Origin of the sequence: Paracoccus sp. SCSIO 75233 (assembly GCF_027912675.1) — a bacterium.
Classification (GTDB): domain Bacteria; phylum Pseudomonadota; class Alphaproteobacteria; order Rhodobacterales; family Rhodobacteraceae; genus Paracoccus.
Genome location: NZ_CP115757.1, coordinates 855,973 through 877,416, shown reverse-complemented (window position 1 = coordinate 877,416; position 21,444 = coordinate 855,973). Strand labels below are relative to the sequence as shown.

Annotated in this window: 19 protein-coding genes and 1 pseudogene; 8 read left to right on the top strand and 12 right to left on the bottom strand. The window is 64.1% G+C overall.

The annotated features are described in order from the left end of the window. Positions 1 to 31: 31 nt before the first annotated feature. The 3 genes and pseudogenes from PAF12_RS04225 to map all read right to left on the bottom strand — a co-directional run. Positions 32 to 1,231 (bottom strand): annotated as a pseudogene (locus PAF12_RS04225) (MFS transporter); the annotation flags it as partial. Continuing rightward, the gene (queA, locus tag PAF12_RS04220; protein ID WP_271108754.1) at positions 1,228 to 2,286 is read right to left on the bottom strand and encodes a tRNA preQ1(34) S-adenosylmethionine ribosyltransferase-isomerase QueA; all 1,059 of its coding nucleotides are present in this window, start codon (positions 2,284 to 2,286) and stop codon (positions 1,228 to 1,230) included. The pseudogene PAF12_RS04225 and the gene queA, both read right to left, overlap by 4 nt. A 343-nt stretch (positions 2,287 to 2,629) precedes the next feature. After that, positions 2,630 to 3,433 (bottom strand): type I methionyl aminopeptidase, encoded by an 804-nt coding sequence (map, locus tag PAF12_RS04215; protein WP_271108753.1) that lies wholly within the window; start codon positions 3,431 to 3,433, stop codon positions 2,630 to 2,632. Between the two features lie 96 nt (positions 3,434 to 3,529). Here map and PAF12_RS04210 point away from each other — a divergent pair, with 96 nt between their 5' ends. Both PAF12_RS04210 and PAF12_RS04205 read left to right on the top strand, forming a co-directional pair. After that, positions 3,530 to 4,270, top strand: a complete 741-nt coding sequence (locus tag PAF12_RS04210) for a molybdopterin-binding protein (protein WP_271108752.1) — start codon at positions 3,530 to 3,532, stop codon at positions 4,268 to 4,270. Continuing rightward, entirely contained in the window at positions 4,267 to 4,977 is a 711-nt protein-coding gene (locus PAF12_RS04205; protein WP_271108751.1) for an N-acetyltransferase, read from the top strand. The genes PAF12_RS04210 and PAF12_RS04205 overlap by 4 nt, the downstream gene beginning before the upstream one ends. Here PAF12_RS04205 and PAF12_RS04200 read toward each other — a convergent pair whose 3' ends face one another. The 3 genes from PAF12_RS04200 to cls form a co-directional block, all read right to left on the bottom strand. Next, positions 4,978 to 5,355, bottom strand: coding sequence for a hypothetical protein (locus PAF12_RS04200; RefSeq protein WP_271108750.1), 378 nt, complete (start codon positions 5,353 to 5,355; stop codon positions 4,978 to 4,980). It lies immediately after the preceding gene. Between the two features lie 58 nt (positions 5,356 to 5,413). After that, positions 5,414 to 6,199, bottom strand: a complete 786-nt coding sequence (locus PAF12_RS04195) for a DUF6478 family protein (RefSeq protein ID WP_271108749.1) — start codon at positions 6,197 to 6,199, stop codon at positions 5,414 to 5,416. A gap of 203 nt (positions 6,200 to 6,402) precedes the next feature. Beyond that, entirely contained in the window at positions 6,403 to 7,833 is a 1,431-nt protein-coding gene (cls, locus tag PAF12_RS04190) for a cardiolipin synthase (RefSeq protein ID WP_271108748.1), read from the bottom strand. A gap of 94 nt (positions 7,834 to 7,927) precedes the next feature. Here cls and accD point away from each other — a divergent pair, with 94 nt between their 5' ends. Further along, positions 7,928 to 8,878: an acetyl-CoA carboxylase, carboxyltransferase subunit beta gene (gene accD, locus PAF12_RS04185; protein WP_271108747.1), complete on the top strand. Its 951-nt coding sequence runs from the start codon at positions 7,928 to 7,930 to the stop codon at positions 8,876 to 8,878. Between the two features lie 15 nt (positions 8,879 to 8,893). Next, positions 8,894 to 10,168 carry a folylpolyglutamate synthase/dihydrofolate synthase family protein gene (locus tag PAF12_RS04180; protein WP_271108746.1) on the top strand — a complete coding sequence of 425 codons (1,275 nt, stop codon included), beginning with the start codon at positions 8,894 to 8,896 and terminating at the stop codon, positions 10,166 to 10,168. A gap of 3 nt (positions 10,169 to 10,171) precedes the next feature. Here the strand turns inward: PAF12_RS04180 and zapE are convergent, their stop codons facing one another. The 5 genes from zapE to PAF12_RS04155 all read right to left on the bottom strand — a co-directional run bounded on the left by zapE (position 10,172) and on the right by PAF12_RS04155 (position 16,699). Next, positions 10,172 to 11,275: a cell division protein ZapE gene (gene zapE / locus PAF12_RS04175; protein WP_271108745.1), complete on the bottom strand. Its 1,104-nt coding sequence runs from the start codon at positions 11,273 to 11,275 to the stop codon at positions 10,172 to 10,174. Then, positions 11,275 to 12,021 carry a glycerophosphodiester phosphodiesterase family protein gene (locus PAF12_RS04170; protein WP_271108744.1) on the bottom strand — a complete coding sequence of 249 codons (747 nt, stop codon included), beginning with the start codon at positions 12,019 to 12,021 and terminating at the stop codon, positions 11,275 to 11,277. The genes zapE and PAF12_RS04170 overlap by 1 nt, the downstream gene beginning before the upstream one ends. Further along, positions 12,021 to 12,476, bottom strand: a complete 456-nt coding sequence (locus tag PAF12_RS04165) for a RidA family protein (protein WP_271108743.1) — start codon at positions 12,474 to 12,476, stop codon at positions 12,021 to 12,023. The genes PAF12_RS04170 and PAF12_RS04165 overlap by 1 nt, the downstream gene beginning before the upstream one ends. Before the next feature lie 75 nt (positions 12,477 to 12,551). Beyond that, positions 12,552 to 13,112, bottom strand: coding sequence for an NADPH-dependent FMN reductase (locus PAF12_RS04160; protein ID WP_271108742.1), 561 nt, complete (start codon positions 13,110 to 13,112; stop codon positions 12,552 to 12,554). 137 nt (positions 13,113 to 13,249) lie between these two features. Further along, positions 13,250 to 16,699, bottom strand: coding sequence for a chromosome segregation SMC family protein (locus PAF12_RS04155; protein WP_271108741.1), 3,450 nt, complete (start codon positions 16,697 to 16,699; stop codon positions 13,250 to 13,252). A gap of 255 nt (positions 16,700 to 16,954) precedes the next feature. On the opposite strand from PAF12_RS04155, the gene PAF12_RS04150 reads away from it, so the two are divergent. The 3 genes from PAF12_RS04150 to PAF12_RS04140 are packed head-to-tail and all read left to right on the top strand — an operon-like array spanning position 16,955 to position 19,144. Beyond that, on the top strand, positions 16,955 to 17,308 hold the full coding sequence (locus PAF12_RS04150; protein ID WP_271108740.1) for a CidA/LrgA family protein: 354 nt from the start codon (positions 16,955 to 16,957) through the stop codon (positions 17,306 to 17,308). Next, positions 17,301 to 18,017: an LrgB family protein gene (locus PAF12_RS04145; RefSeq protein ID WP_271108739.1), complete on the top strand. Its 717-nt coding sequence runs from the start codon at positions 17,301 to 17,303 to the stop codon at positions 18,015 to 18,017. Before PAF12_RS04150 ends, PAF12_RS04145 begins: the two co-directional genes overlap by 8 nt. Continuing rightward, positions 18,014 to 19,144, top strand: a complete 1,131-nt coding sequence (locus PAF12_RS04140) for a GNAT family N-acetyltransferase (protein WP_271108738.1) — start codon at positions 18,014 to 18,016, stop codon at positions 19,142 to 19,144. The genes PAF12_RS04145 and PAF12_RS04140 overlap by 4 nt, the downstream gene beginning before the upstream one ends. Positions 19,145 to 19,147: 3 nt before the next feature. Here PAF12_RS04140 and PAF12_RS04135 read toward each other — a convergent pair whose 3' ends face one another. Next, entirely contained in the window at positions 19,148 to 19,906 is a 759-nt protein-coding gene (locus PAF12_RS04135; RefSeq protein ID WP_271108737.1) for an N-formylglutamate amidohydrolase, read from the bottom strand. Positions 19,907 to 19,995: 89 nt separating this feature from the next. Here PAF12_RS04135 and pyk point away from each other — a divergent pair, with 89 nt between their 5' ends. Then, on the top strand, positions 19,996 to 21,441 hold the full coding sequence (gene pyk / locus PAF12_RS04130; RefSeq protein ID WP_271108736.1) for a pyruvate kinase: 1,446 nt from the start codon (positions 19,996 to 19,998) through the stop codon (positions 21,439 to 21,441). Positions 21,442 to 21,444 lie beyond the last annotated feature (3 nt).

Sequence of the window (21,444 nt, the reverse complement as noted above, 5' to 3'; positions counted from 1 at the left end):
CCTCATCCTGCACCGCATCAAAGGAGTACTCGACCGCAACCGGGCTGGCGGACGGGGTGATGACCGCAAAGCCGCCGGTTTCCGTCAGCGTTCTGGTGTCGCGTTGCAGCATCCGCCATCCGGTATAGATCGCCAGCAGGGACAGCAGCAGGCCGACATAAATCCAGTATCCGTCAGGCCCGACCACGCCCATCAGACGCCCCACGATCAGCGGCCCGCCGACGGAGCCGAGCCCGTTGAGGAACATCAGACCGGCGGAGGCCGAGGCCATATCCTCCGCATCAACAAGGTCATTGGTATGCGCCAGCAGCAAGGCATAAACCGGGTTCGCAACCCCGCCGATGACCGCCGCCGCCGCCAGCGTGCCCCAGATCCCGAAATCGAAGCTCAGCACCAGTGTCACGGCCAGAACGCCGACCAGCAGAAGCTGCAGCACCAGCCGCCGCCGGTCCATCCGGTCCGACAGCCAGCCAATCGGAAACTGCGCCACCAGCCCGCCAAGATAGATCGCCGCGACGATGCCGGAGATCTCGCGCACCGAAAGCCCCTCAAGCGTGCCCCAGACCGAGGTCATGCCGAGCAGGGCGGAAAACACGCTGCCCATCAGGAAAATCCCCATGCAGCCAAGGGGCGAGACGTCGTAGAGGCGCCGGAAGCTCATCCGTTTCAGCGTGCCGAAGGCCGGGGCGGGCTGAACCGATAGCAAAATCGGGGTAAACGCCAGCGAAACCAGCACCGAGGGCAGGATGAACAGCATGAACCCGCCGGGATCGCCGATATTGATCAGAAACTGCGCGCTGACCAGTCCCAGCATCTGGACGATCATGTAAAGCGACATCGCCTGCCCGCGATTCTCGTTGCCGGTCGAGGCGTTCAGCCAGCTTTCCGCCGTGATATAGACGCCCGAGAAGCTGAACCCGATCAGCAGCCGCAGTAAAGCCCACGCGATCCAGTTCGGCACCACAGGATACAGGATCAGTACCGCCGAGATCAGCGAGCCGAGCGCCGCAAAGACTCGCACATGCCCGACCCGCTGGATCATGCGCGAAGCCGTCAGACTGCCGATCAGGAAGCCGCCGAAATAGGCCGACATGACCACGGCGAGCCGGTCGGTCGACATATGCTCGATCCCGCCCCGGATACCCAGAAGCGTTCCCTGCATGCCGTTGCCGACGAGCAGAAGCATGATGCCGAGCAGCAGCGGCCAGGTAGAGCGCAGAACCGTGATCATTCGGACCTCTCGGGGATCAGCAGGGAAGCGTCGCCATAGGAAAAGAAGCGATAGCCGCTGTCTACGGCGTGATCGTAAATCTTGCGTATACGCGCCTGACCCATCAGCGCGGAAACCAGCATCAGCAGCGTCGATTTCGGCAGGTGGAAATTGGTCATCAGCGCGTCGGTGACGCGGAAGCGGTAGCCGGGATAGATGAAAATATCCGTGGCCTTGGCGAAGGGATGCACGATCCCGGCTTCATCCGCCGCCGATTCGATCAGGCGCAGCGCGGTCGTGCCGACGGGGATGACCCGGCCGCCCGATTCTCTGGCGTCGTTAATGGCAGCGGCGGCCTCGGCAGAGACTTCCCCCCATTCGGCATGCATCCGGTGCGTGGTCACGTCCTCGACCTTGACCGGCAGAAACGTGCCCGCACCGACATGCAGGGTGACATGGGCAAAGCGGACACCCGCCTTGCGCAGCGCCGCCAGCAGCTCCTCGTCAAAATGCAGGCTCGCGGTCGGTGCCGCGACAGCGCCGGAGTTCTTGGCCCAGACGGTCTGATAGTCAGCGCGATCCGCCGCATCAGGCGCCCGCTGCGCGGCGATATAGGGCGGCAGAGGCATTGCCCCGACCTTGTCGAGTGCTGCGTCAAGCTGATCGCCTTCCGCATCGAAGCGCAGTGTCAATTCCGCCTCGCCCATGTCGACGACCTTCGCGGACAGTTCATCGCCGAACCGGATTACCTCGCCGGGCTTCAGCTTGCGCAGCGGTTTCGCCAGCGCGCGCCACCCGTCCGCTGCGGGTTCCAGCAAGGTGATCTCGATCGTCGCCGTCGCCTCGCCCTGTGCGGTCTGCCGGGTGCGCCGCCCGGTCAGCCGCGCCGGAATGACCTTAGTGTCGTTCAGCACCAGCAGATCGCCCGCCCGCAAAATACCCGTCAGATCGCGGACATGGCGGTCCGCAATCCCGTCCCCCTCGGCCAGCAACAACCGCGCGGCACTGCGCGGTCGAACGGGGCGGGTGGCGATCAGGCCATCGGGCAGGTCAAAGTCGAAATCAGACAGCTTCATGCGGCGGCTTCTCTGCCGACGCAATCAACAAATCAAGCCACGAAATCGCAGCACAAACACAAATTTTCGCCACCGGGCCACTGCCAACACAGGCAGCACGAACAGGGTCAGCCCCGCCAAGCGTCCTGCGCATTCCCGATCCGCCAAAGATGAACCCAAGATGAAGGGGGCCGGGCCAATCCCGGACCCCCTTCTCCCGCGCATCCACACCACTGCACGAGATTGGAAAGTTCCGGCCTTCTGGCCTCTGATCGAAGTTAGGCGGAAACGCCGATTCGACGCAAAGCGGAAATGCGTAGGATTTTAGTCAAACCAGAGGCAAACGCCCGGTCATCGCCCGGTCTCAGCCAAGCGCTGGCATGTAGACGTTACCCGGCGACAGGGTGAAAATCTCAGCCCCGGTTGCCGTGACACCCAGCGAATGCTCGAACTGCGCCGACAGCGATTTGTCGCGTGTCACCGCCGTCCAGTCATCCGACAGAACCTTGGTTTCGGGTCGGCCCAGATTGATCATCGGCTCGATGGTGAAGAACATGCCTTCCTCCAGCACCGGACCTTTGCCCGGATGGCCAAAGTGCAACACATTCGGCGGCGCGTGGAACACTCGGCCCAGACCGTGACCGCAGAAATCCCGCACCACGGACATGCGATGGCTTTCGGCATATTCCTGAATGGCCCAGCCGATATCCCCGAAAGTCGCGCCCGGGCGCACCGCCTCGATCCCGCGCATCAGGGAATCATAGGTGACCTGAATCAGCCGCCGCGCCTTCACCGAGGGCTTGCCCGCGACATACATGCGCGAGGTATCCCCGAACCAGCCATCGACGATCACGGTGACGTCGATATTCAGAATATCGCCGTCCTTCAGCACTTTATCGCCCGGAATGCCGTGGCAGACGACATGGTTCACGCTGATACAGCTCGCATGCTGATACCCGCGATACCCGATCGTCGCAGAGGTTGCCCCGGCTTCCTCGATCTTGCCGCGGATCATGTCGTCAAGCGCGCCGGTCGTGACGCCCGGCTGAACCAGCGGGCCGACCTGATCGAGGATTTCCGCGGCAAGCGCGCCAGCCTTGTGCATCCCGGCGAAATCGCCGGGTTCGTGGAGGCGAATGCCTTCGCGCGTCACAGATGCTTCATTCATGGGGCAGACCTTTTCTTTGCGCATCACATAAACATACCCGCCATCTTGTTCCACCCCTGCGGCAAGCGTAAGCTTTGCCGGCGAATGGAGGCTCTCATGAAATCGGACAACAAGACCGCCGCAATTCTCGTGATCGGTGACGAAATCCTGTCCGGCCGCACGCGGGAGGGCAATGCCCATCACCTCGCCGGTGTGCTGAACGCGGTCGGCATCGATCTGAAGGAAATCCGGGTGGTGGCCGATGAGCAGCCCCTGATTGTCGAGGCGATCCGGTCCTTGGATGCCTCGCTTGGCGGGCGCTACGATCTGCTGTTCACCTCCGGCGGGATCGGGCCGACCCATGACGACGTCACCGCCGACGCCGTGGCCGAGGCGTTCGGCGTGGGTATCGAGATGAACGAGGACGCACTTGCCGTCATGCGCGCGAGATGGGAGGCACGCGGGGTGCCCGTCACCGGCAACCGGACCCGCATGGCGCGGATCCCGCTGGGCGCGGCCTTGATCCCCAACAGTGTCAGCGCCGCGCCGGGTTTTCATATCGGGCAGACTTACGTCATGGCCGGTGTGCCTGAGGTGTTTCGCGCCATGATTGACGCCGTGCTGCCGGATTTGCCGACCGGGCGGCCGCCGATCAGCGAGTCGCTGGATGTCGGGCGCGGCGAATCCGATGTGGCGGAGGATCTGAAGGCGGTCGCGGAGGCTTATGCGGACCTCTCTCTCGGGTCCTATCCGTGGCACCGGGATGGCACCTATGGCACGGTTCTGGTCGTGCGCGGCATCGATCCTGACCGCGTCGCAGCCGCCATGACGGAGCTGAAGCAGCGGATTCACGCATGACCGCAAACCCCCTTCTGGACGCGCTGGAGGCAAGCTGGCCCGCCAGCGACTATGCCCAGGCGGGGCCGTTTCGCATCGGTCGCGGGCTTGGGGCCGGGCGGCGGGTCAGCGCCGCGATTGCGACGGCCGAAAGCTGGACGGAGGATCACATCGCGCAGGCAATCGGCATTCAGGCGGGCTGGGATCAGCAACCCCTGTTCAGGGCAGACCCGGAATCGCGCCTTGCCATCCATCTGCGTGCGCAAGGCTGGCGGCCTGACGCGCTGACCCTTGTCATGACGGCTCCTGTCGATGCGCTGACCGATCAGGAGGTCCCGCCGATCACCTGTTTCCCGATCTGGCCGCCAATGGCAATCCAGCGCGACATCTGGACGGAGCGGGGGATCAATGCTGCACGGCAAGCCGTGATGGGCCGCGTCAAACTGCCAAAGACCAGCCTGCTTGGCCGGACCGACGACCGGGCTGCAGCAACTGCGTTTCTGGCGGCTGACCGCAACTATGCCGTGCTGCAGGCGCTCGAAGTCCTGCCGGACAGGCGCCGTCGCGGGCTTGCAAAGCTGATGTTGCGAGAGGCGGCATTCTGGGCCGAAGCACAGGGCTGCGATACGCTGGCGCTTGCCGTGACGGCGGAGAACGCAGCCGCTATCGCCCTGTATGAGGGGCTCGGCTTTTCCCGCGTCGGTCATTACGAATATTACCTCGGCTGATCAGGACGACGACATCCGGCGAATCTCGCGCTTGATCAATTCGACCTCGCCGCGCAGCAGGGTCAGTTCGGCCTGAATATCGGCATTCAGCAAACCGCCGGTGATCAGGGTCAGGGTGGCGAGCCGTTCCGCACCGGGATCGGGTGCGTCCCCTTCGTCGTCATCAGCCAGCAGCAACAGGGTCTGTATCCCGTCCGACAGGCTGCTCGGCGGGATTTCCGCTTCAATGCGCCAGACCCCCTCGCCCGCAGCCGAGACATTGCCCATGGCGACAACCCGGCCCAGATGAACCAGAGAGACCCGGCCCGGCCTCTCGTCACGATTCAGCAGCCCGGACCAGACCCCGGCCTTCACACCCAGCGATTCGAAATCTGCCATATCGTTCCTTTCAGACATCCTGTGCGACAAGCCGCATCATACGGCGCGGGGTTCAGCGTCAGATATTGGCGCGCGGGTGGCGGGAGAAAATCATCTCCCGCAGGCTGATCTTGTTCGCGGTCGGTTGTTCGACGATGAAATCGAGCCAGATATTATCCAGCCGCTTTTCGTTCATTTCCGTCGTTGCCAGATCGAATTCAATGACGCTGGTCATTAACTCGCCCGCCTTCGGATCGCCGATATGGCGCAGCAATGTCTCGGTGTTCGGGCCATTTCCGATATTCAGCCGCACATAAACATCCGCCTCGCTCTCGACGAGGATCACCGATTCCAGCCGGATGATATGATTGCTGGTCAGGCCTTGCAGCGCCGCATCTGGCAGGCCAATCGCAAGCGACATGAAGCTGCCGCCGAAGCCGATGGTTTCCAGCGTAAGACCGAAATTCGCAAGATCGATGGTCGAGAGGTTCTGAACCTGCCGCAAGATCAGCCCGCAATGCTCGCAATCATGCCAGAGCGTCGCAGAATCGTTCAGCTTGGCCCCGCTTTGCGGACCCGCAAGCCCCGCCAGGCTGATCGGAACGGACAACATCTCCGGTCGCCAGCGCCAGTCGGTGCCGCCGGGCAAGGGCAGCGCCTCCAGTTCCAGCCGGGAGGCGGAGACACGCGAATCCGATGCGTGCAGAAACCGGGTCAGTTCCTGCCGAAGTCCGGTGGCCTCCTGTTGCAGATCACGGATCTGGCCCTTGCTCAGACGGTTTGCCCCCTTGCGGAGGTCGGCCCAGTGAGACCGGGCACGCTGCCGCAAGGTTCGCTTTGACCAGCTGCTGGGGCGAAAAGCCATTGACGCTTACCTGCCTCTCATCGGTGTTGACGGAACCGTGCATAACCAAGCTGTTAAAGCTGAACAAGGGAATGAGTTTCGCCGCAATGACCCAGCCACGGCTGCGACGGATTCGTTTTGGTTAAACTGCGCACAAATTGCACAAAGCCGCCGGACAGATGCCACAACCGCTATCATCCTGCCTTCTTTTGCCCCCAGAGCCGTCAGAGCAGCGGCGTGGCCAGCGACAGCGTATTGTTGCGGATCTTGCGCCAGAACGGCCAGTGCTCCACCTCCTCCAGCGTCACCTCGCGGGCGCGGGCCACATAGCTTGCCTGTCTTTGGTCAATCTCCGCCGTTTTTTCGCGGTCGACGACGATCAGATTGATCTCGTAGTTAAGCTCAAAGCTGCGCCGGTCGAGATTGCCGCTGCCCAGCAGCGTCACCTCGCCATCGACCGTCATGAGTTTCGCGTGGAGCAATCCCGGCTCGAACAGCATCAGCCGGACCCCGGCCCGCAACAGCCCGCGATAAAACACTTCCGAACTCGCCGCGACGAGCATCGAATCGTTATTCGCCGGCAGAATCAGCGTCACATCCACGCCGCGTCGCGCGCAGGCTTGGATCGCGTTGTCCAAGGCTGCGGTCGGCACATAATACGGTGTTGTGATCACGATATTTTTTCGCGCCATTGCCAGAAGCGCCATAATGCAGTCGGACACGCTGCCCGCCCGGCGATCCGGTCCGGTCGCGATAACCTGTGCAACGGCGCCGGGTGTTTCCGCGGCAGGCACCGTTTTCAGCAGTTCCTTGCCAAGATCCGCGCCGGTATAGGTCATCCAATCGGCCAGAAAGACGCCCTGCATCTGGCGGACCACCGGACCTTCCACGGCAAACCACACATCATACCAGGGCGCATAACGGGGTTTCACGGCAAAGGCCATGTCCGCGGCATTCCGGCTGCCTGTAAAGGCAATGCGGTTGTCGATCAGGACAATCTTGCGGTGATTGCGCAGGTCCAGCCTTCGGGTCAGTGCGCGTAGCGGGACGTTGCCGGTCGGCATGGCCCGGACCAGTTCCACCCCGGCCTCATCCATGATCCGCCAGTTCTCCGAACGCAGGAAACGCCGCGATCCCAGGTCGTCAACCACGATCCGGCACGCAACGCCCCGCCTCGCCGCGCGAGAGACGGCATCCACCATGCGCCCGCCGAGCTTGTCGTCGAGCCAGATATAAAACAGCACATGAACGTGATCCTGCGCCCCGTCGATGGCCGCAATCATCTCGTCAAAGGCATCGTCGCCCTCGGGTTCCAGCCGCAGCCTGTTGCCCGCGACCGGGACCATGCCACCCACGGCCAGCGCCGTCGCGGTCAGGCCCGCGATCCGCTCCGGCGGGTCGGCCACGGCATCCGGACTGGGCGTCCACATCCCGCTGAGCTTCGCGCGAATATCGGCGGCCCGCTGTCGTTCGGCCCGTTCGATGCGAATCTCGCCGAACATCAGATAGCCGCAGATACCCAGTACCGGCACGGCCTCAACCAGCATGATCCAGACCAGCCGGATCGTCGGTTCCATCCCCGACCGGGTCAGAACCCGCAACACGACCAGCGTGGCGGCGATATAATGGAGCACTACGAGATAAGATGTCGTCATTCTGACATGAAACCCTTTACACTGCCGCAGTGCAATTGCATTTCCGCGACGCAGCGCATATCTGTGCCGCGACCCTGGTCAGGAGCAGCCGCATATGAACTGGATCACCAACTACGTTCGCCCGCGTATCAACTCTTTCTTCACGCGCCGCGACACGCCGGAGAATTTGTGGACCAAATGTCCCGAATGCGGCACCATGCGGTTCCATCGCGAGCTGGCGGAAAATCTTCAGGTCTGCACCAATTGCGGCCATCACCTGCCGATCACGCCGCGCGAGCGTTTTTCGGCGCTGTTCGATGGCGGTATCTTCCGCGAGGTGGCGGTGCCGGAACCCATCTCCGACCCGCTGCAGTTCCGCGACCAGAAGAAATATCCCGACCGGATGAAAGCCGCACAGAAGGCCACCGGCGAGAAAGAGGCGATGCTGGTCGCCGAGGGCGAAATGGGCCGCACCGGGATCGTTGCCGCCGCGCAGGATTTTTCGTTCATGGGCGGATCAATGGGGATGTATGTCGGCAACGCCATCATCGCTGCGGCCGAACGCGCGGTTGAACTGAAACGCCCCCTCGTGCTGTTCTCCGCCGCTGGCGGGGCGCGGATGCAGGAGGGGATTCTCAGCCTCATGCAGATGCCGCGCACGACGGTCGCCGTGGAAATGCTGAAAGAGGCCGGGCTGCCCTATGTCGTCGTGCTGACCCACCCGACCACGGGCGGGGTGACGGCGTCTTACGCGATGCTGGGCGACGTCCAGATCGCAGAACCCAATGCCCTGATCTGCTTTGCCGGTCCGCGCGTGATCGAACAGACCATCCGCGAGAAACTGCCCGAAGGCTTCCAGCGGGCGGAGTATCTGCTGGAACACGGCATGCTCGACCGGGTGACCCCGCGTGGCGCACTGCGCGACGAGTTGATCGCCATTCTGCGGATGCTGACCGGGCTGCCCCCGGCAGTGATCGGCGATCTGCCCGCGCCTGCCACACCGGACAGCGCCGCCCTGCCCCCGCAAGATGCAGAAGCCGAAGCGGGCGAAGCGGTCAAGACCTGAAGAACAACCCCGTAAATGAGCCACTCCGACGCCATTTTGCAGCGCGTGATGGGGCTGCATCCGAAGGTCATCGACCTGTCGCTTGACCGGCTGATGCGGCTTCTTGACGCGCTCGGCAACCCGCAGGACCAATTGCCGCCGGTCGTCCATATCGCCGGGACCAACGGCAAAGGCTCGACGCTTGCCATGATCCGGGCCGGACTGGAAGCGGCAGGCAAGCGGGTTCACGCCTATACTTCGCCGCATCTGGCGCGGTTTCACGAACGCATCCGCCTTGCGGGTGCGTTGATCCCCGAAGACGAACTCTCCGCCCTGCTGACCGAGATCGAAGCGGTGAATGCCGGTCAGCCGATCACCTTCTTTGAACTGACCACGGCGGCGGCGTTTCTGGCCTTCTCCGGTCACGAGGCCGATTATACGCTGCTGGAGGTCGGGCTGGGCGGCAGGCTCGACGCCACCAATGTCGTCGCGCGCCCTGCCCTGACCGTCATCACCCCGGTCAGCATTGACCACACCCAGTTCCTTGGCGACACGCTGGCGCAGATCGCGGGCGAAAAAGCCGGGATCATCAAGCGCGGCGTCCCCCTGGTCGTATCGCCGCAGCAGGACGAGGCCTTGCAGGTGATCGAGGCACGCGCGACGCGTCTCGGCGCGCCGCTGATCGTCGCGGGACAGCATTGGCACGCGGCGCCGGAGCCGGGCGGCATGGTGTTTCAGGACGATCACGGGCTGATCGACCTGCCTCTGCCCAATCTCGCCGGGCCGCATCAGGTCGAAAACGCCGGTACGGCCATTGCCGCCCTGCGTGCACTTGGCTTCGGCGCGGCAGAGGCTCTGGCAGCCGTCACCAAGGCCGAATGGCCCGCGCGGATGCAGCGGCTCGGGCATGGTCGACTGGTCGAGATCGCACAAACGCAGGGCTGCGAGCTATGGCTTGATGGCGGGCATAACGCCGCAGGCGGGCAGGCCATTGCCGCGACGCTGGCAGCGATGCCGAAACGTCCGGTGCATCTGATCTGCGGGATGCTGAACACCAAGGATGTCGCCGGTTATCTGCGCCCGCTGGCAAGGGTGGCACAGTCGCTGACCGCCGTTTCCATTCCGGGCGAGGAAAACACGCTGCCTGCCGAGGCGACAAAAAATGCCGCGGCCTCCGTCGGGTTACAGGCCACCACATCGGATGATGTCGCTGACGCCGTCCAATCGCTCGCCACAGCGCATCCCGGCGCGCGGCTGTTGATCTGCGGTTCGCTGTATCTCGCCGGGCAGGTGCTGCGGGATAACGGCTGAGGGTTACTCCCGAACGCCCCAGTTCACGTCCTGCATTTCGCGCAACCGCGATGCCGTGCGCTCGAACTCGAAACTGCCTTCGCCCTCGACATAAAGCCGCTCCGGCTCGGCGGCGGCAGAGGCGATGACGCGGATTTTTGCCTCGTAAAGCGCATCTATCAGCGTCACAAAACGCTTCGCCTCGTTGAAATTCGACGATGACAGCAGCGGAATATCTTCCAGCATCAGCACATCGACGGCCTTCGCCAGTGCCAGATAATCCGCGGCACCAAGCGCACGCCCGCAAAGCTCCCAGAAACCGGCGCGGCCGATCCGGTCGGCATGTTCCGAAATCTCCACCTTGCGGCCCTGCACCTCCAGCACCAGCGGTTCGGTGTGCAGCCCTTCGGTCAGATCGGCCCAAACCTCTTTCATCGCCGCACGGGTGTCGCGGTTCAGCGGCGAGAACCAGACCTGATCGCCCGCGGACCTGCCCTGACGGTGATCCTGATCGCTGTCGAGCGCATGAACCCGCATCTTTTCGCGGATCAGTTCGATAAACGGCACGAAACGCTGACGGTTCAGCCCGTTCTTGTACAAATCCTCCGGCACCCGGTTGGAGGTGGTGACGATGCAGACGCCACGTTCGAACAACACCTGAAACAGCCGCCCCACAATCATGGCATCGGCAATATCGGTGATCTGCATTTCATCGAAGCAAAGCAGCCGCGCCTGATCGGCCACGCCCTCGGCAACCGGACGGATCGCATCTCGTTCGCCGCGCTTGCGGACCTCGTTCAGGCCGGCCTGAATTTCCTGCATGAATTCGTGGAAATGCACCCGGCGCTTCGCCTTCAGCGGCGCGGCCTCCATCACCAGATCCATGAGCATGGATTTGCCGCGACCGACCCCGCCCCAAAGATAAAGCCCGCGCGGCCCCTCCGGCGCCGCCACATCGTCACCGCCGCCGAACCAGCTTCGCCAGCCGGAGCGTTCCTGCTTCGGGGCTTCATCCTTCAGCGTCGCGACAAGCTCGTCCAGCAAAGGCAGAACCGCGCGCTGTGCCGCGTCATCCTTCAGTTGCCCGGCCAGAACGCGGGCATCATATAACGCGGTGACCGTCGCCATCAGGGCCGGTAATTCTCGAAGGTAATGCCGCCAGCAAGCTTGCGGGCCTCAGCCTCCTCATCGGCGGAGCGGATCGTCCAGCAGAGCAAGGGAACACCCCGATCCGCAAGCGCCGCAACGGCGGGGTTTGCAAGGTCGATCCAGTGATGCGACAGAAATTCCGAACCCGACGACCCGAAATCCGAAAGCGAACCGAGGCTCTCGCGATCCTCGTCATCCAGCATCGGCCAATGCTCCTTGTCGAAGGCACAGCTGGTCAAGCCGCGCGTGATCTCGGGCGCGGCCTTGCCGAAGGCTTTCACCGTATGCGGGTTGAAGGACATGACCGCGACCGGACCGTCATAGCCCTCTAGCTGGGCAGCAACGCGGTCGTGAAGCTCACCGATATTGTCGCCAAGACGCCCGTCCTGATCCTTGATCTCGATCAGCAGCGGCACCCTGCCCGCAACCTCGCGCAGCGTTTCTGCAAGCGTCGGGATTTTCTCATCCGTGCCCGCCAGCCGCTGCTCGGCCAGATCGTCCAGATCCATATCGTTGATATAGCCCTCATCCCCGCACATGCGGTTGAGGTCATAGTCGTGAAACACCATCGGGGTGCCGTCGGCAGCGGGCTGAATATCCAGTTCGATCCCATATCCGGCCTCGATCGCGGCGCGGAACGACGCCAGCGAGTTTTCTGGCACCTCCTCGGAATGCAGGCCGCGATGCGCGATTGGAAGGCGAATAAAATCCGGATGCAGTGCCATCAGCTCACCTCAAATATTGCCTCGATCTCCACGGCGACGCCGCGCGGCAGCGCCGGGGCAGAGACCGCCGCACGGGCATGACGCCCCGCCTCTCCGAACACTTCGACCATCAGATCGGAACACCCGTTCACCACCTCCGGCTGATCTCCGAAATCGGGGGTGGAGTTGACGAAGGCACCCAGCTTCACCACACGCTTGACCCGGTCGAGAGACCCCAATGCGGCGCGCGCCTGCGCCAGCAGCCCCAGCCCGCAGCGACGCGCGGCCTCGGCCCCTGCCGCGACATCCATGTCATCGCCCAGCTTGCCGCAGATCAGCCCGTCCGCGCCGGCCGAAATCTGGCCCGAAATGAACAGCAGGTTTCCGCTTTGCTGATAGGGGACGTAATTCGCCACGGGGGCAAGCGCCTCCGGCAATGTGATATTCAGCTCTTTCAGCCGGGCATCTATGGACATGCGTCCCTCCGTCATAATTCGGGCCGATCCTAGGACGGATCGGCCCGGTTGTGGAAGCCCATTCTGCGACCGGCGTCAACGCAGGGTTTTCAGCGCCGTCGCCCATTTCGCAAGCTCGGCAATCATCGTATCGGCACTTTCCTTCACGATCTGCGGCGCCTCGAACTTGCCGTCCTTCAGGTGATCGAACACCATCGGCACCGCGACCTGTTCCGGCAGCGGCATGACTTTCAGCGTCGTCAGGATCTCTTTCGCACCGTGGCTGGAGCGCATGCCGCCGGTGATGCCGCCATAGGTCACGAAGCTGGCGGGCTTGTAGTTCCATTCGACCGCAAGATAGTCCAGCGCGTTGAAAAAGCTCGGCGGCGGCGCGTAGTTATACTCGGGCAGCACGAACACAAACGCATCCGAGCCTTTCACCAGATCGGACCATCTCTTGGTATGATCCTTGGTGTATTGCTGCGCACGCGGGTGATGCGGCTCGTCCAGCAGAGGCAGATCAATGTCGAGCAGATCCGACAGGATCACCTCGTCAAAACCGCCGGGATTGGCCTTGGCGTGATCGAAAAACCACTGCCCGACAGGCTCGCCATTGCGGCCGGGACGGGTGCTGGTGATGATGACATTCAGCTTCATGCGACATTCCTTTGCATTTTCTTGCCGCAGACCTATGCCGCATGCTGCACTGCCGCAAGGGCGGGCGACCATTCCGACAAAAATAAGAAAATCGCATTCTTCCGGGCAGGGAACCGCCCGCAAAACCCGGTCAGATGTCAGGCCACCAGTTGTTCCGCCCGTTGCAGGTCGACGCTGACAAGCTGGCTCACCCCCTGCTCGACCATCGTGACCCCGAACAGCCGGTCCATCCGGGCCATTGTGACGGCATGGTGGGTGATGATCAGGAACCGCGTGTCGGTGCGCCGGGTCATCTCATCCAGCAGATCGCAGAAGCGTCCGACATTGGCGTCGTCGAGCGGCGCGTCAACCTCGTCTAGCACGCAGATCGGCGCGGGATTGGCAAGGAACACGGCGAAGATCAGAGCAAGCGCGGTCAGCGTCTGCTCCCCCCCCGACAGCAGCGACAGCGTCGACAGCTTCTTGCCCGGCGGCTGGCACATGATTTCCAGCCCGGCATCCAGCGGGTCATCGGATTCGACCAGCACCAGCTTTGCCTCGCCCCCGCCGAAAAGATGTTTGAACAGCGTCGTGAAATTGCCGTTCACCGTATCGAAAGCCGCCAGCAGACGCTCACGCCCCTCACGGTTCAGGCTGGCGATACCGGCGCGCAGCTTGCGGATCGCCTCTTCCAGATCGGATTTTTCACCGGCCAGCTTGGCGCGTTCCTCTTCCAGTTCCCGCTTGTCCTCATCGGCCCGCAAATTGACGGGACCGAGCGCATCGCGACTGGCCCGCAGCCGGGCAATCTGATCCTCAAGCTGCGCCGCCGCCTGCTCCGTCACCTCATCGCCAAGGCTGTCGCGCAGCGCCTGCGGGGTCAGTTCGACCTCCTCCATGATCCGTGCCCGCGCGGCTTCCTCAGCCTCGCGCGATGCCTCGGCCCTTGCCTGACGAGCGGCCCTGAGTTCGCGCGATTCCGATGCGGCGCGTTCCGCATCCCGCTCCGCCATCGCCGCAGCTCGCAGCGCGGCTTCGGCTGTGCCGAGCGCTTCGCGCGCCTTGACAACCCGGCCTTCTGCGGCAGCTTCGGCCTCACGCAACTGGTCGCGCTTCTCGGCCAAGGCAGCGGGCTGGCCTTCGGCCCCGGCGAGTTCGCCCTCGGTCGCCTCCAGCCGCGCGGTCAGTTCCCCCGCACGGGTGCCTGCCTGCTCAAGCCGCAGTTTCCAGCCGGATTCCTCTTTGGCGATTTCCTGCAAGCGTTTCGTGCGGGCATTCGCCTCGCGCCGGAGTTCGTCCAATGCGCTGCGCCGACTCATCGTCGCGATGCGCGCGGCCTCCACCCCGGTGCGCGCGGCCTCAACGGCCGCCGCAGCCGCCCCGCGATCCGGCAGCGCATCAAGCTGACGCTGCGCCTCCGCCAGCCGTGACCGGGCAGCCGCCGCATCCTCGCGGTGCCGGACCAGTTCCGCGCGCGCCGATTCAGCACGCGCCCGCGCCATGGAGAGATCGCTCTCGGCCCGCGTCGCGGCGCGCGCGGTCTCCGACAGGCTGCGCTCCGCCTCCCGCCTTGCCTCGCGCGCGGTCCTTTCCGCCGCATTCGCCGCCGCAAGCTGGCCGCGCGCCTGCTCATGCGCCTCCGACGCCTGTGCCGCCCGCGCAATCACGGCCTCCGTCGTGCCGCGCATATCCGCCAGACGGTTCACCTGCTCCAGATGCCGCGCGGCAGCCGAAGACGCCTCGCCCGGCATGACGCGCATTCCGTCCCATCTCCACAACCCGCCATCGCGGGTCACGAGGCATTGACCGGGCAGAAGCGCGGCCTGCGATGCCTCCGCCGAGGCGGCTCCCCCGACCACGGCGATCTGCGACAGGCGGCGCAGCAAAACGGGCGGCGCGGTCACTTGCGCAGCCAAAGGCTCCGCCCCGGCGGGTAAAGCTGCGGTTTCATCATAGCCCGGCAGCTCCGCCCAGCCCGAGCCGCCATCCGCCAGCCCGATCCCCAGATCATCGCCAAGCGCCGCGCCAAGCGCAGCCTCATACCCCTTGGCAACCGAAATCCGGTCCAGCAGCGACGAGCCGTCGCCAGCGGCGCGCGCGACGAGCTTCTCAAGCGCGTTCATCTCCGCGCGCAGCGCACCCGCCTCACCCTCGATCTCGGCACGGGTTGCGCGCGCCGTGGCCTCCGCCGTCTCTGCCGTGCCGCGCTTTTCCTCCGCCTCCGTCAGCGTCTTTTCCGCATGTTCCACGGCGGCTGCGGCATTCTTCTGCGCCGCCTCCGCCGACCGCAGGGCCTGCTCCGCCTCAGTGCCGGTTGCATCTGCGCGTGACGCGGTCTGCTCCGCCTCCTGCGCGGCTTTTTCCGAGCGGTCCCGCATCGAGGTCAGGTCGGACACCAACCGCTCCGCCGATTGCGCCTGCGCGGCCAGTCGCGCCGATTCATCGGTCAGCTCCGCCAGCTTGACCTCAACCTCGCGCAAGGCGGCAGCGGCTTCCTGCGCGGCGAGATCGGCCTGCTCCTGCTTTGCCTCATGGCCCTGCCCGGCTTTTTGCAGTTCGCGCTTTTCCCATTCCAGCCGCTCCACCACCCCGGCGGCATCGCGGTTGAGTTGGCCCTCGCGCTCAATATCCTTGCTCAGCTGTGCGATCCGTCCACGCAGCGCCTCGATCGCAGCCGCAGCGCGGGCCTCCGCCTCGTCCAGCGCCTCGCGATCCACCACGACGCGGGACAGGACCGCCGCTGCCACCTGTTCCTCTTCACGCAAGGGCGGCAGCGCCGCCTCCGCCGCTTCCCGCGCTGCAAGCGCCTGTTTCGCTGCCCCTTCCGCCGCTGCGGCTGCCGCAATCGCCTCCTGCAAAGCCGTGGCTGCGGCGGCACGCGCCTCGTCAGCCTCGGCCCAGCGGCGATAGAGCAGCAGCCCTTCCGCCTGCCGGAGCGCCGCGCCGATCTCGCGATATTTCGCCGCCGCCCGCGCCTGCCGGGTCAGCGAAGCCGCCTGCGTCGCAAGCTGGTCCAGCGTGTCATCGACGCGGGTCAGGTTGTTTTCCGCCCCGTTCAGCTTCAGCTCAGCCTCGTGACGGCGCGCATAGAGGCCGGAGATCCCTGCCGCCTCCTCCAGAATCCGCCGCCGCGCCTTGGGTTTGGCGTTGATCAGCTCCGAAATCTGCCCCTGCCGGACGAGTGCGGGCGAATGCGAGCCTGTGGAGGCATCCGCGAACAGCATCTGCACATCGCGGGCGCGGGCTTCCTTGCCGCCGATCTTGTAGGCAGAGCCTGCATCCCGCGTGATCCGCCGAACGATGTCAAACCCGTCGCTGTCATTCACCGAGGCCGGGGCCAGCCGCTGCCGGTTGTCGATTGTCAGCGTCACTTCGGCATGGGCGCGCGCGCCGCGACGGGACGTGCCAGCGAAAATCACATCCTCCATTCCGCCGCCACGCATGGCGCTTGGCCGGTTTTCACCCATGACCCAGCGAAGCGCCTCCAGCAAATTCGACTTGCCGCAGCCATTCGGCCCGACGACGCCCGTCAGCCCCTCGCGGATCACCAGATCAGTGGGATCGACGAAAGATTTGAAGCCGTTGAGCCTGAGTCGGTCGAATTTCACGCGTGGGGTCCGGGAATCGTTTCTGGTTACCGGATTTTTGTGCCACAGCCCTATGAAGTCAAATCAAAACCGCAATATGTAGCTATCAGCCTTTGGTTATCCACAAGATTTCAGCAATACCCCTATGATTTCCGGTTCAGCGACTTCGCCCGACAGAATGCTGATTCGCCGCGTCCCGTCTGCCACGGCAAAACAGAAATATCCGGAACGTGATCGCCACTGGAAAGCGTCACAAATCCTGCTTACCTTGCCGGCATGATCCCGGCATTGACCATCATTCTGAGCTTTCAGCTTATCGGCGAGATTGCCTCGCGCGGCCTCACCCTGCCCTTGCCCGGCCCGGTGGTCGGGCTGGTGCTGCTGGTGCTGTGCTGCACCGTTTACCCCCGCCTTGCGGAGATGCTGCGCCCGGTTGCACAGGGGCTGCTCGGGCATCTGTCGCTGTTCTTCGTGCCCGCCGGGGTCGGCATCGTCGCGCATCTGCCGGTGCTGGCCGAACATGGGCTGGGGCTGGGACTGGCCCTTGTCGTGTCGACCGTGCTGGCGATTGCCGCAGGCGCGCTGACCTTCGCCGCCGTGGCCCGCTGGATCGGATCGCCAGATGAGTGACGCGGCATTGATCTGGTCCTATCTCGCCAGCCAGCCCTTGCTGTGGCTGACGGCCACACTCGCCGCCTATCTGGCCGGGGACGCGATTTTCCGCCTGTCGGGACGCGCCAGCTATGCCAATTCAGTGCTGATCGCGATCATCATCCTCGGCGCTGTGCTGTGGATCAGCGGCACCAGCTATCAGACCTATTTCGAGGGCGCGCAATTCGTTCACTTCATGCTCGGCCCGGCGACGGTCTGTCTGGCGCTGCCGCTTTACGACAATCTCAAGCGGATACGGCACGCGCTGCTGCCGGTTATCGCGGCGCTTCTGGTCGGATCGCTGACGGCGGTCGTCTCTGCCCTGCTGATCGGCAGGTTTTTCGGGCTGGACGAGACGCTGCTGGCCTCGCTCGCGCCGAAATCGACCACGGCACCCGTGGCAATCGGCATTGCAGAGCGGATTGGCGGGCAGCCGACACTGACCGCCGTAATGGTCCTGCTGACCGGGATTTTCGGGGCCATCATCGTCACCCCGCTGCTGAACGCGCTGCGCGTGACAGACTGGCGGGCGCGCGGTTTCTCGGTCGGGGTTGCCGCGCATGGGATCGGCACCGCCCGCGCCTTTCAGGTCAATGAGACCGCCGGGGCCTTCGCGGGGATCGGCATGGGGCTGAATGCCGTCCTGACCGCAATTGTCGCCCCGCTGGTGCTGAGGCTGTTCGCATGAACATCACCATCACGGTCCATCAGGCCCTGTCCGAGATTGACGCGGATGCATGGGATCTGACAGGTGCGGGGGCGAACCCGTTTACCAGTCACCGCTTCCTGTCGGCGCTCGAAGCCTCCGGCTCTGTCGGGGACGGCACGGGCTGGCATCCGGCCCATCTGGCGGCGCGCGATGATGGCGGCACCCTGCACGGTGTCGCGCCGAGCTATATCAAGCTGCACAGCCAGGGGGAGTATATCTTCGATCACGCCTGGGCCGATGCGTTCGAACGCGCAGGCGGGCAGTATTACCCCAAGCTGCAATGCGCCGTCCCCTTCACCCCTGTTACCGGGCCAAGGCTGATTGCCGCCGCGCCGGAGGTGCAGGCGGCGCTGCTGTCCGGCATGGCGCAGCTTTGCACGCAGAACGGGCTGTCGGGCGCGCATGTGACCTTCTGCACCGAGGCAGAGGCGGAGATCGGGCGCGAGGCCGGTTTCATGCCCCGAACGACACAGCAATTTCACTGGGTGAATGACGGTTTCGCCGACTATGACGACTTCCTGTCGAAGCTGTCGTCCCGCAAGCGCAAAAATCTGCGCAAGGAACGTGAGCGGGCGCAGGGTTTCGGCGGCACCATCCGCCAGCTTCGCGGCGCAGAGATCCAGCCCCGGCATTGGGATGCGTTCTGGGAATTTTATCAACATACCGGCGCACGCAAATGGGGGCGGCCTTATCTGACGCGGGCATTCTTCGATCTGCTCCACGACACAATGCGCGACGATTGCCTGCTGGTCTTGGCCGAGCGCGACGGCCAGCCGATAGCGGGCGCGCTGAACCTGATCGGGCCGGATGCGATCTATGGCCGTTACTGGGGCGCGGTCGAGGAACACCCGTTCCTGCATTTCGAGATGTGCTATCATCAGGCCATCGACTTCGCCATCAATCAGGGCCTGTCCCGTGTCGAGGCTGGCGCGCAAGGCGAACATAAGCTCGCCCGCGGCTATCTTCCGACACAGACCTATTCGCTGCACTGGGTCGCCGATCCGGGGTTCCGCCGCGCCCTGGAAGACTATCTGGAGCGCGAGCGGAATGCCGTCGATGAAGAGATCGACTTCCTGCGCGATTGGGGTCCGTTCAAGCGCGGCTGATCGTCAGACCCCGGCAGCCTCAAGCAGCCCATCCAGCACCCCCGCCAGCCGCTCGGCCCATTCCGCCTGCCCGGTTTCGTCCGCAATCAGATCGTTGCGGACCTCGATCAGCACATTGGGGCGATGATGGGCAAGCGCATGGCGGTCGACGGAGTCACCGTCGAGATGACCCGAATAAGGCTCGTTATCGCCGGTTTCCCAGCCTGCCGCCCGGCAACGCTCGATCAGCAGCGGGGCCAGACGTTCGTCCTTTTGGGAATAGAGAACCCCCACGGCCCAGGGGCGCGGCGGACGCCCGCGAAGCTGCGGCGTAAAGCTGTGGATCGCACAAATGGCGCGGCTGGAATGCGCTGAAGATATACGCTCCAAGGCATTGTGATAGGGTCGATAAAGCCCGTCCAGACGCCGCTTTTTTTCCGCGGCATCCGCATCCTTGTTGGCGGGAATGACCGTCCCGTCATACAGCCGCATCAACAGTGTCGGATCGTCCTCGCCCCGGTTCGGATCAATCACCAGACGCGAGAAATCGGATCCGACGACCGGCGCGCCCATCACCCTGCCAAGATGCCGCGCAACCCCGGCGGCACCGACATCATAGGCGATATGCCGCGCCATATCCGCAGCCGCTATCCCCAGATCGCCGCCGCCCACCCAATCCGGCACCCGGTTGGTGGCGTGATCGCAGGTGATCAGCCAGCGGCTGTCCCTGTCCTCTCCCTCGGTCCAGAAGGCTTCATGGCGGATTATGCTGTCATCTTTCATACACGCGACATACGTCAATTCTTCACGCTCTGCCAGTTGTCGCCGCCGTCCCTTTCCGCCATGATAGCGGAAACATCTGGAGGGACCGTATGAGACGTCACCGCAATATCAAGATCGTCGCGACGCTGGGTCCGTCGTCGTCGGATTACGACACCATCCGCGCCTTGTTCGAGGCCGGGGCCGACGTATTCCGCCTGAATATGAGCCACGGCGACCACGCCGACCACAAGGCCCGCTACGACGCGATTCGTCAGATCGAACAGGATCTTAACCGCCCGATTGCCATTCTCGCCGACCTTCAGGGTCCGAAACTGCGTGTCGGCGTCTTCGCCGCAGGTGAACATGAGCTTGAGGAAGGGCAAAAATTCCGCTTCGATCTCGACAAGGCCGAGGGCGACGCCACCCGCGTCACCCTGCCCCATGCGGAGATCTTTGCAGCACTTGAGCCGGGATCGGAACTGCTGGTCAATGACGGCAAGATCCGGCTGAAAGTCGATGAATGCGGCAAGGATTTCGCCGATTGCACGGTGACGGTCGGCGGCACGATTTCGAACCGTAAGGGCGTGAACGTACCGGACGTGGTCCTGCCGCTTGCCGCGCTTTCGGAAAAGGACCGGGGCGATCTGGAATTCGCTTGTGAGCTGGGCGTGGACTGGCTGGCCCTGTCCTTCGTGCAGCGCCCCGAGGACGTGCTGGAGGCGCGCCAACTGGCCAAGGGCCGCGCCGCGATCCTGTCGAAGATCGAAAAACCCGCAGCGGTTCGCTCTTTCGCGGATATCTTGCAGGTCTCTGACGGGATCATGGTCGCACGCGGCGATCTTGGCGTCGAGTTGCCGGTCCAATCCGTGCCGCCGATCCAGAAACGCCTCGTCCGCCAGTGCCGCGCCGCCGCTAAGCCGGTGATCGTCGCGACGCAGATGCTTGAATCCATGATCGAAAGCCCGGTGCCGACCCGCGCGGAAGTCTCTGACGTGGCGAATGCGATCTATGAGGGCGCGGATGCGATCATGCTGTCGGCGGAATCGGCGGCGGGCGACTACCCCATCGAGGCGGTGACGACGATGGATCACGTCGCCCGCTCCGTCGAGAGCGATCCGACCTATCGCGAGGTGATCGAGGCATCGCGCCGCGCCGACCGCAAGACCGTGGCCGACGGCATCGTCGCCGCCGCCCGCGAAATTGCCGAGACGACGGATATTTCCGCCATCTGCGCCCATACCCAATCCGGCACCACGGTCAGCCTTGTCGCGCGGGAACGGCCACGGGTGCCGATCATTGCGCTGTCGCCGATCTCCACCGTGCTGCGCCGGCTCTGCCTGACATGGGGCACGCATTGCGTCGTCACCGCGCCGCTCAGCCGGTTCCGCGAGGCGGTCATCAGCGGCGTGCGCATCTCCAAGGAGTTCGGCTTCGCGACGGAGGCCCAGCAGATCGTCATTACCGCAGGTGTTCCCTTCAACGTCGCAGGCACAACCAATATTCTGCGCGTGGCGACCTGCGACGAACGCTTGATCAACCGCGACGAAACGGAGTAACTC

What these genes read in the sequence shown, in the direction of transcription:
- PAF12_RS04135 (WP_271108737.1), bottom strand. Translation starts at nt 19,906, where the DNA reads ATGAAAGATGACAGCATAATCCGCCATGAAGCCTTCTGGACCGAGGGA.
- PAF12_RS04165 (WP_271108743.1), bottom strand. Translation starts at nt 12,476, where the DNA reads ATGTCCATAGATGCCCGGCTGAAAGAGCTGAATATCACATTGCCGGAG.
- PAF12_RS04145 (WP_271108739.1), top strand. Translation starts at nt 17,301, where the DNA reads ATGAGTGACGCGGCATTGATCTGGTCCTATCTCGCCAGCCAGCCCTTG.
- zapE (WP_271108745.1), bottom strand. Translation starts at nt 11,275, where the DNA reads ATGGCGACGGTCACCGCGTTATATGATGCCCGCGTTCTGGCCGGGCAA.
- pyk (WP_271108736.1), top strand. Translation starts at nt 19,996, where the DNA reads ATGAGACGTCACCGCAATATCAAGATCGTCGCGACGCTGGGTCCGTCG.
- PAF12_RS04205 (WP_271108751.1), top strand. Translation starts at nt 4,267, where the DNA reads ATGACCGCAAACCCCCTTCTGGACGCGCTGGAGGCAAGCTGGCCCGCC.
- PAF12_RS04195 (WP_271108749.1), bottom strand. Translation starts at nt 6,199, where the DNA reads ATGGCTTTTCGCCCCAGCAGCTGGTCAAAGCGAACCTTGCGGCAGCGT.
- map (WP_271108753.1), bottom strand. Translation starts at nt 3,433, where the DNA reads ATGAATGAAGCATCTGTGACGCGCGAAGGCATTCGCCTCCACGAACCC.
- PAF12_RS04200 (WP_271108750.1), bottom strand. Translation starts at nt 5,355, where the DNA reads ATGGCAGATTTCGAATCGCTGGGTGTGAAGGCCGGGGTCTGGTCCGGG.
- accD (WP_271108747.1), top strand. Translation starts at nt 7,928, where the DNA reads ATGAACTGGATCACCAACTACGTTCGCCCGCGTATCAACTCTTTCTTC.
- cls (WP_271108748.1), bottom strand. Translation starts at nt 7,833, where the DNA reads ATGACGACATCTTATCTCGTAGTGCTCCATTATATCGCCGCCACGCTG.
- PAF12_RS04150 (WP_271108740.1), top strand. Translation starts at nt 16,955, where the DNA reads ATGATCCCGGCATTGACCATCATTCTGAGCTTTCAGCTTATCGGCGAG.
- queA (WP_271108754.1), bottom strand. Translation starts at nt 2,286, where the DNA reads ATGAAGCTGTCTGATTTCGACTTTGACCTGCCCGATGGCCTGATCGCC.
- PAF12_RS04210 (WP_271108752.1), top strand. Translation starts at nt 3,530, where the DNA reads ATGAAATCGGACAACAAGACCGCCGCAATTCTCGTGATCGGTGACGAA.
- PAF12_RS04170 (WP_271108744.1), bottom strand. Translation starts at nt 12,021, where the DNA reads ATGGCACTGCATCCGGATTTTATTCGCCTTCCAATCGCGCATCGCGGC.
- PAF12_RS04160 (WP_271108742.1), bottom strand. Translation starts at nt 13,112, where the DNA reads ATGAAGCTGAATGTCATCATCACCAGCACCCGTCCCGGCCGCAATGGC.
- PAF12_RS04180 (WP_271108746.1), top strand. Translation starts at nt 8,894, where the DNA reads ATGAGCCACTCCGACGCCATTTTGCAGCGCGTGATGGGGCTGCATCCG.
- PAF12_RS04140 (WP_271108738.1), top strand. Translation starts at nt 18,014, where the DNA reads ATGAACATCACCATCACGGTCCATCAGGCCCTGTCCGAGATTGACGCG.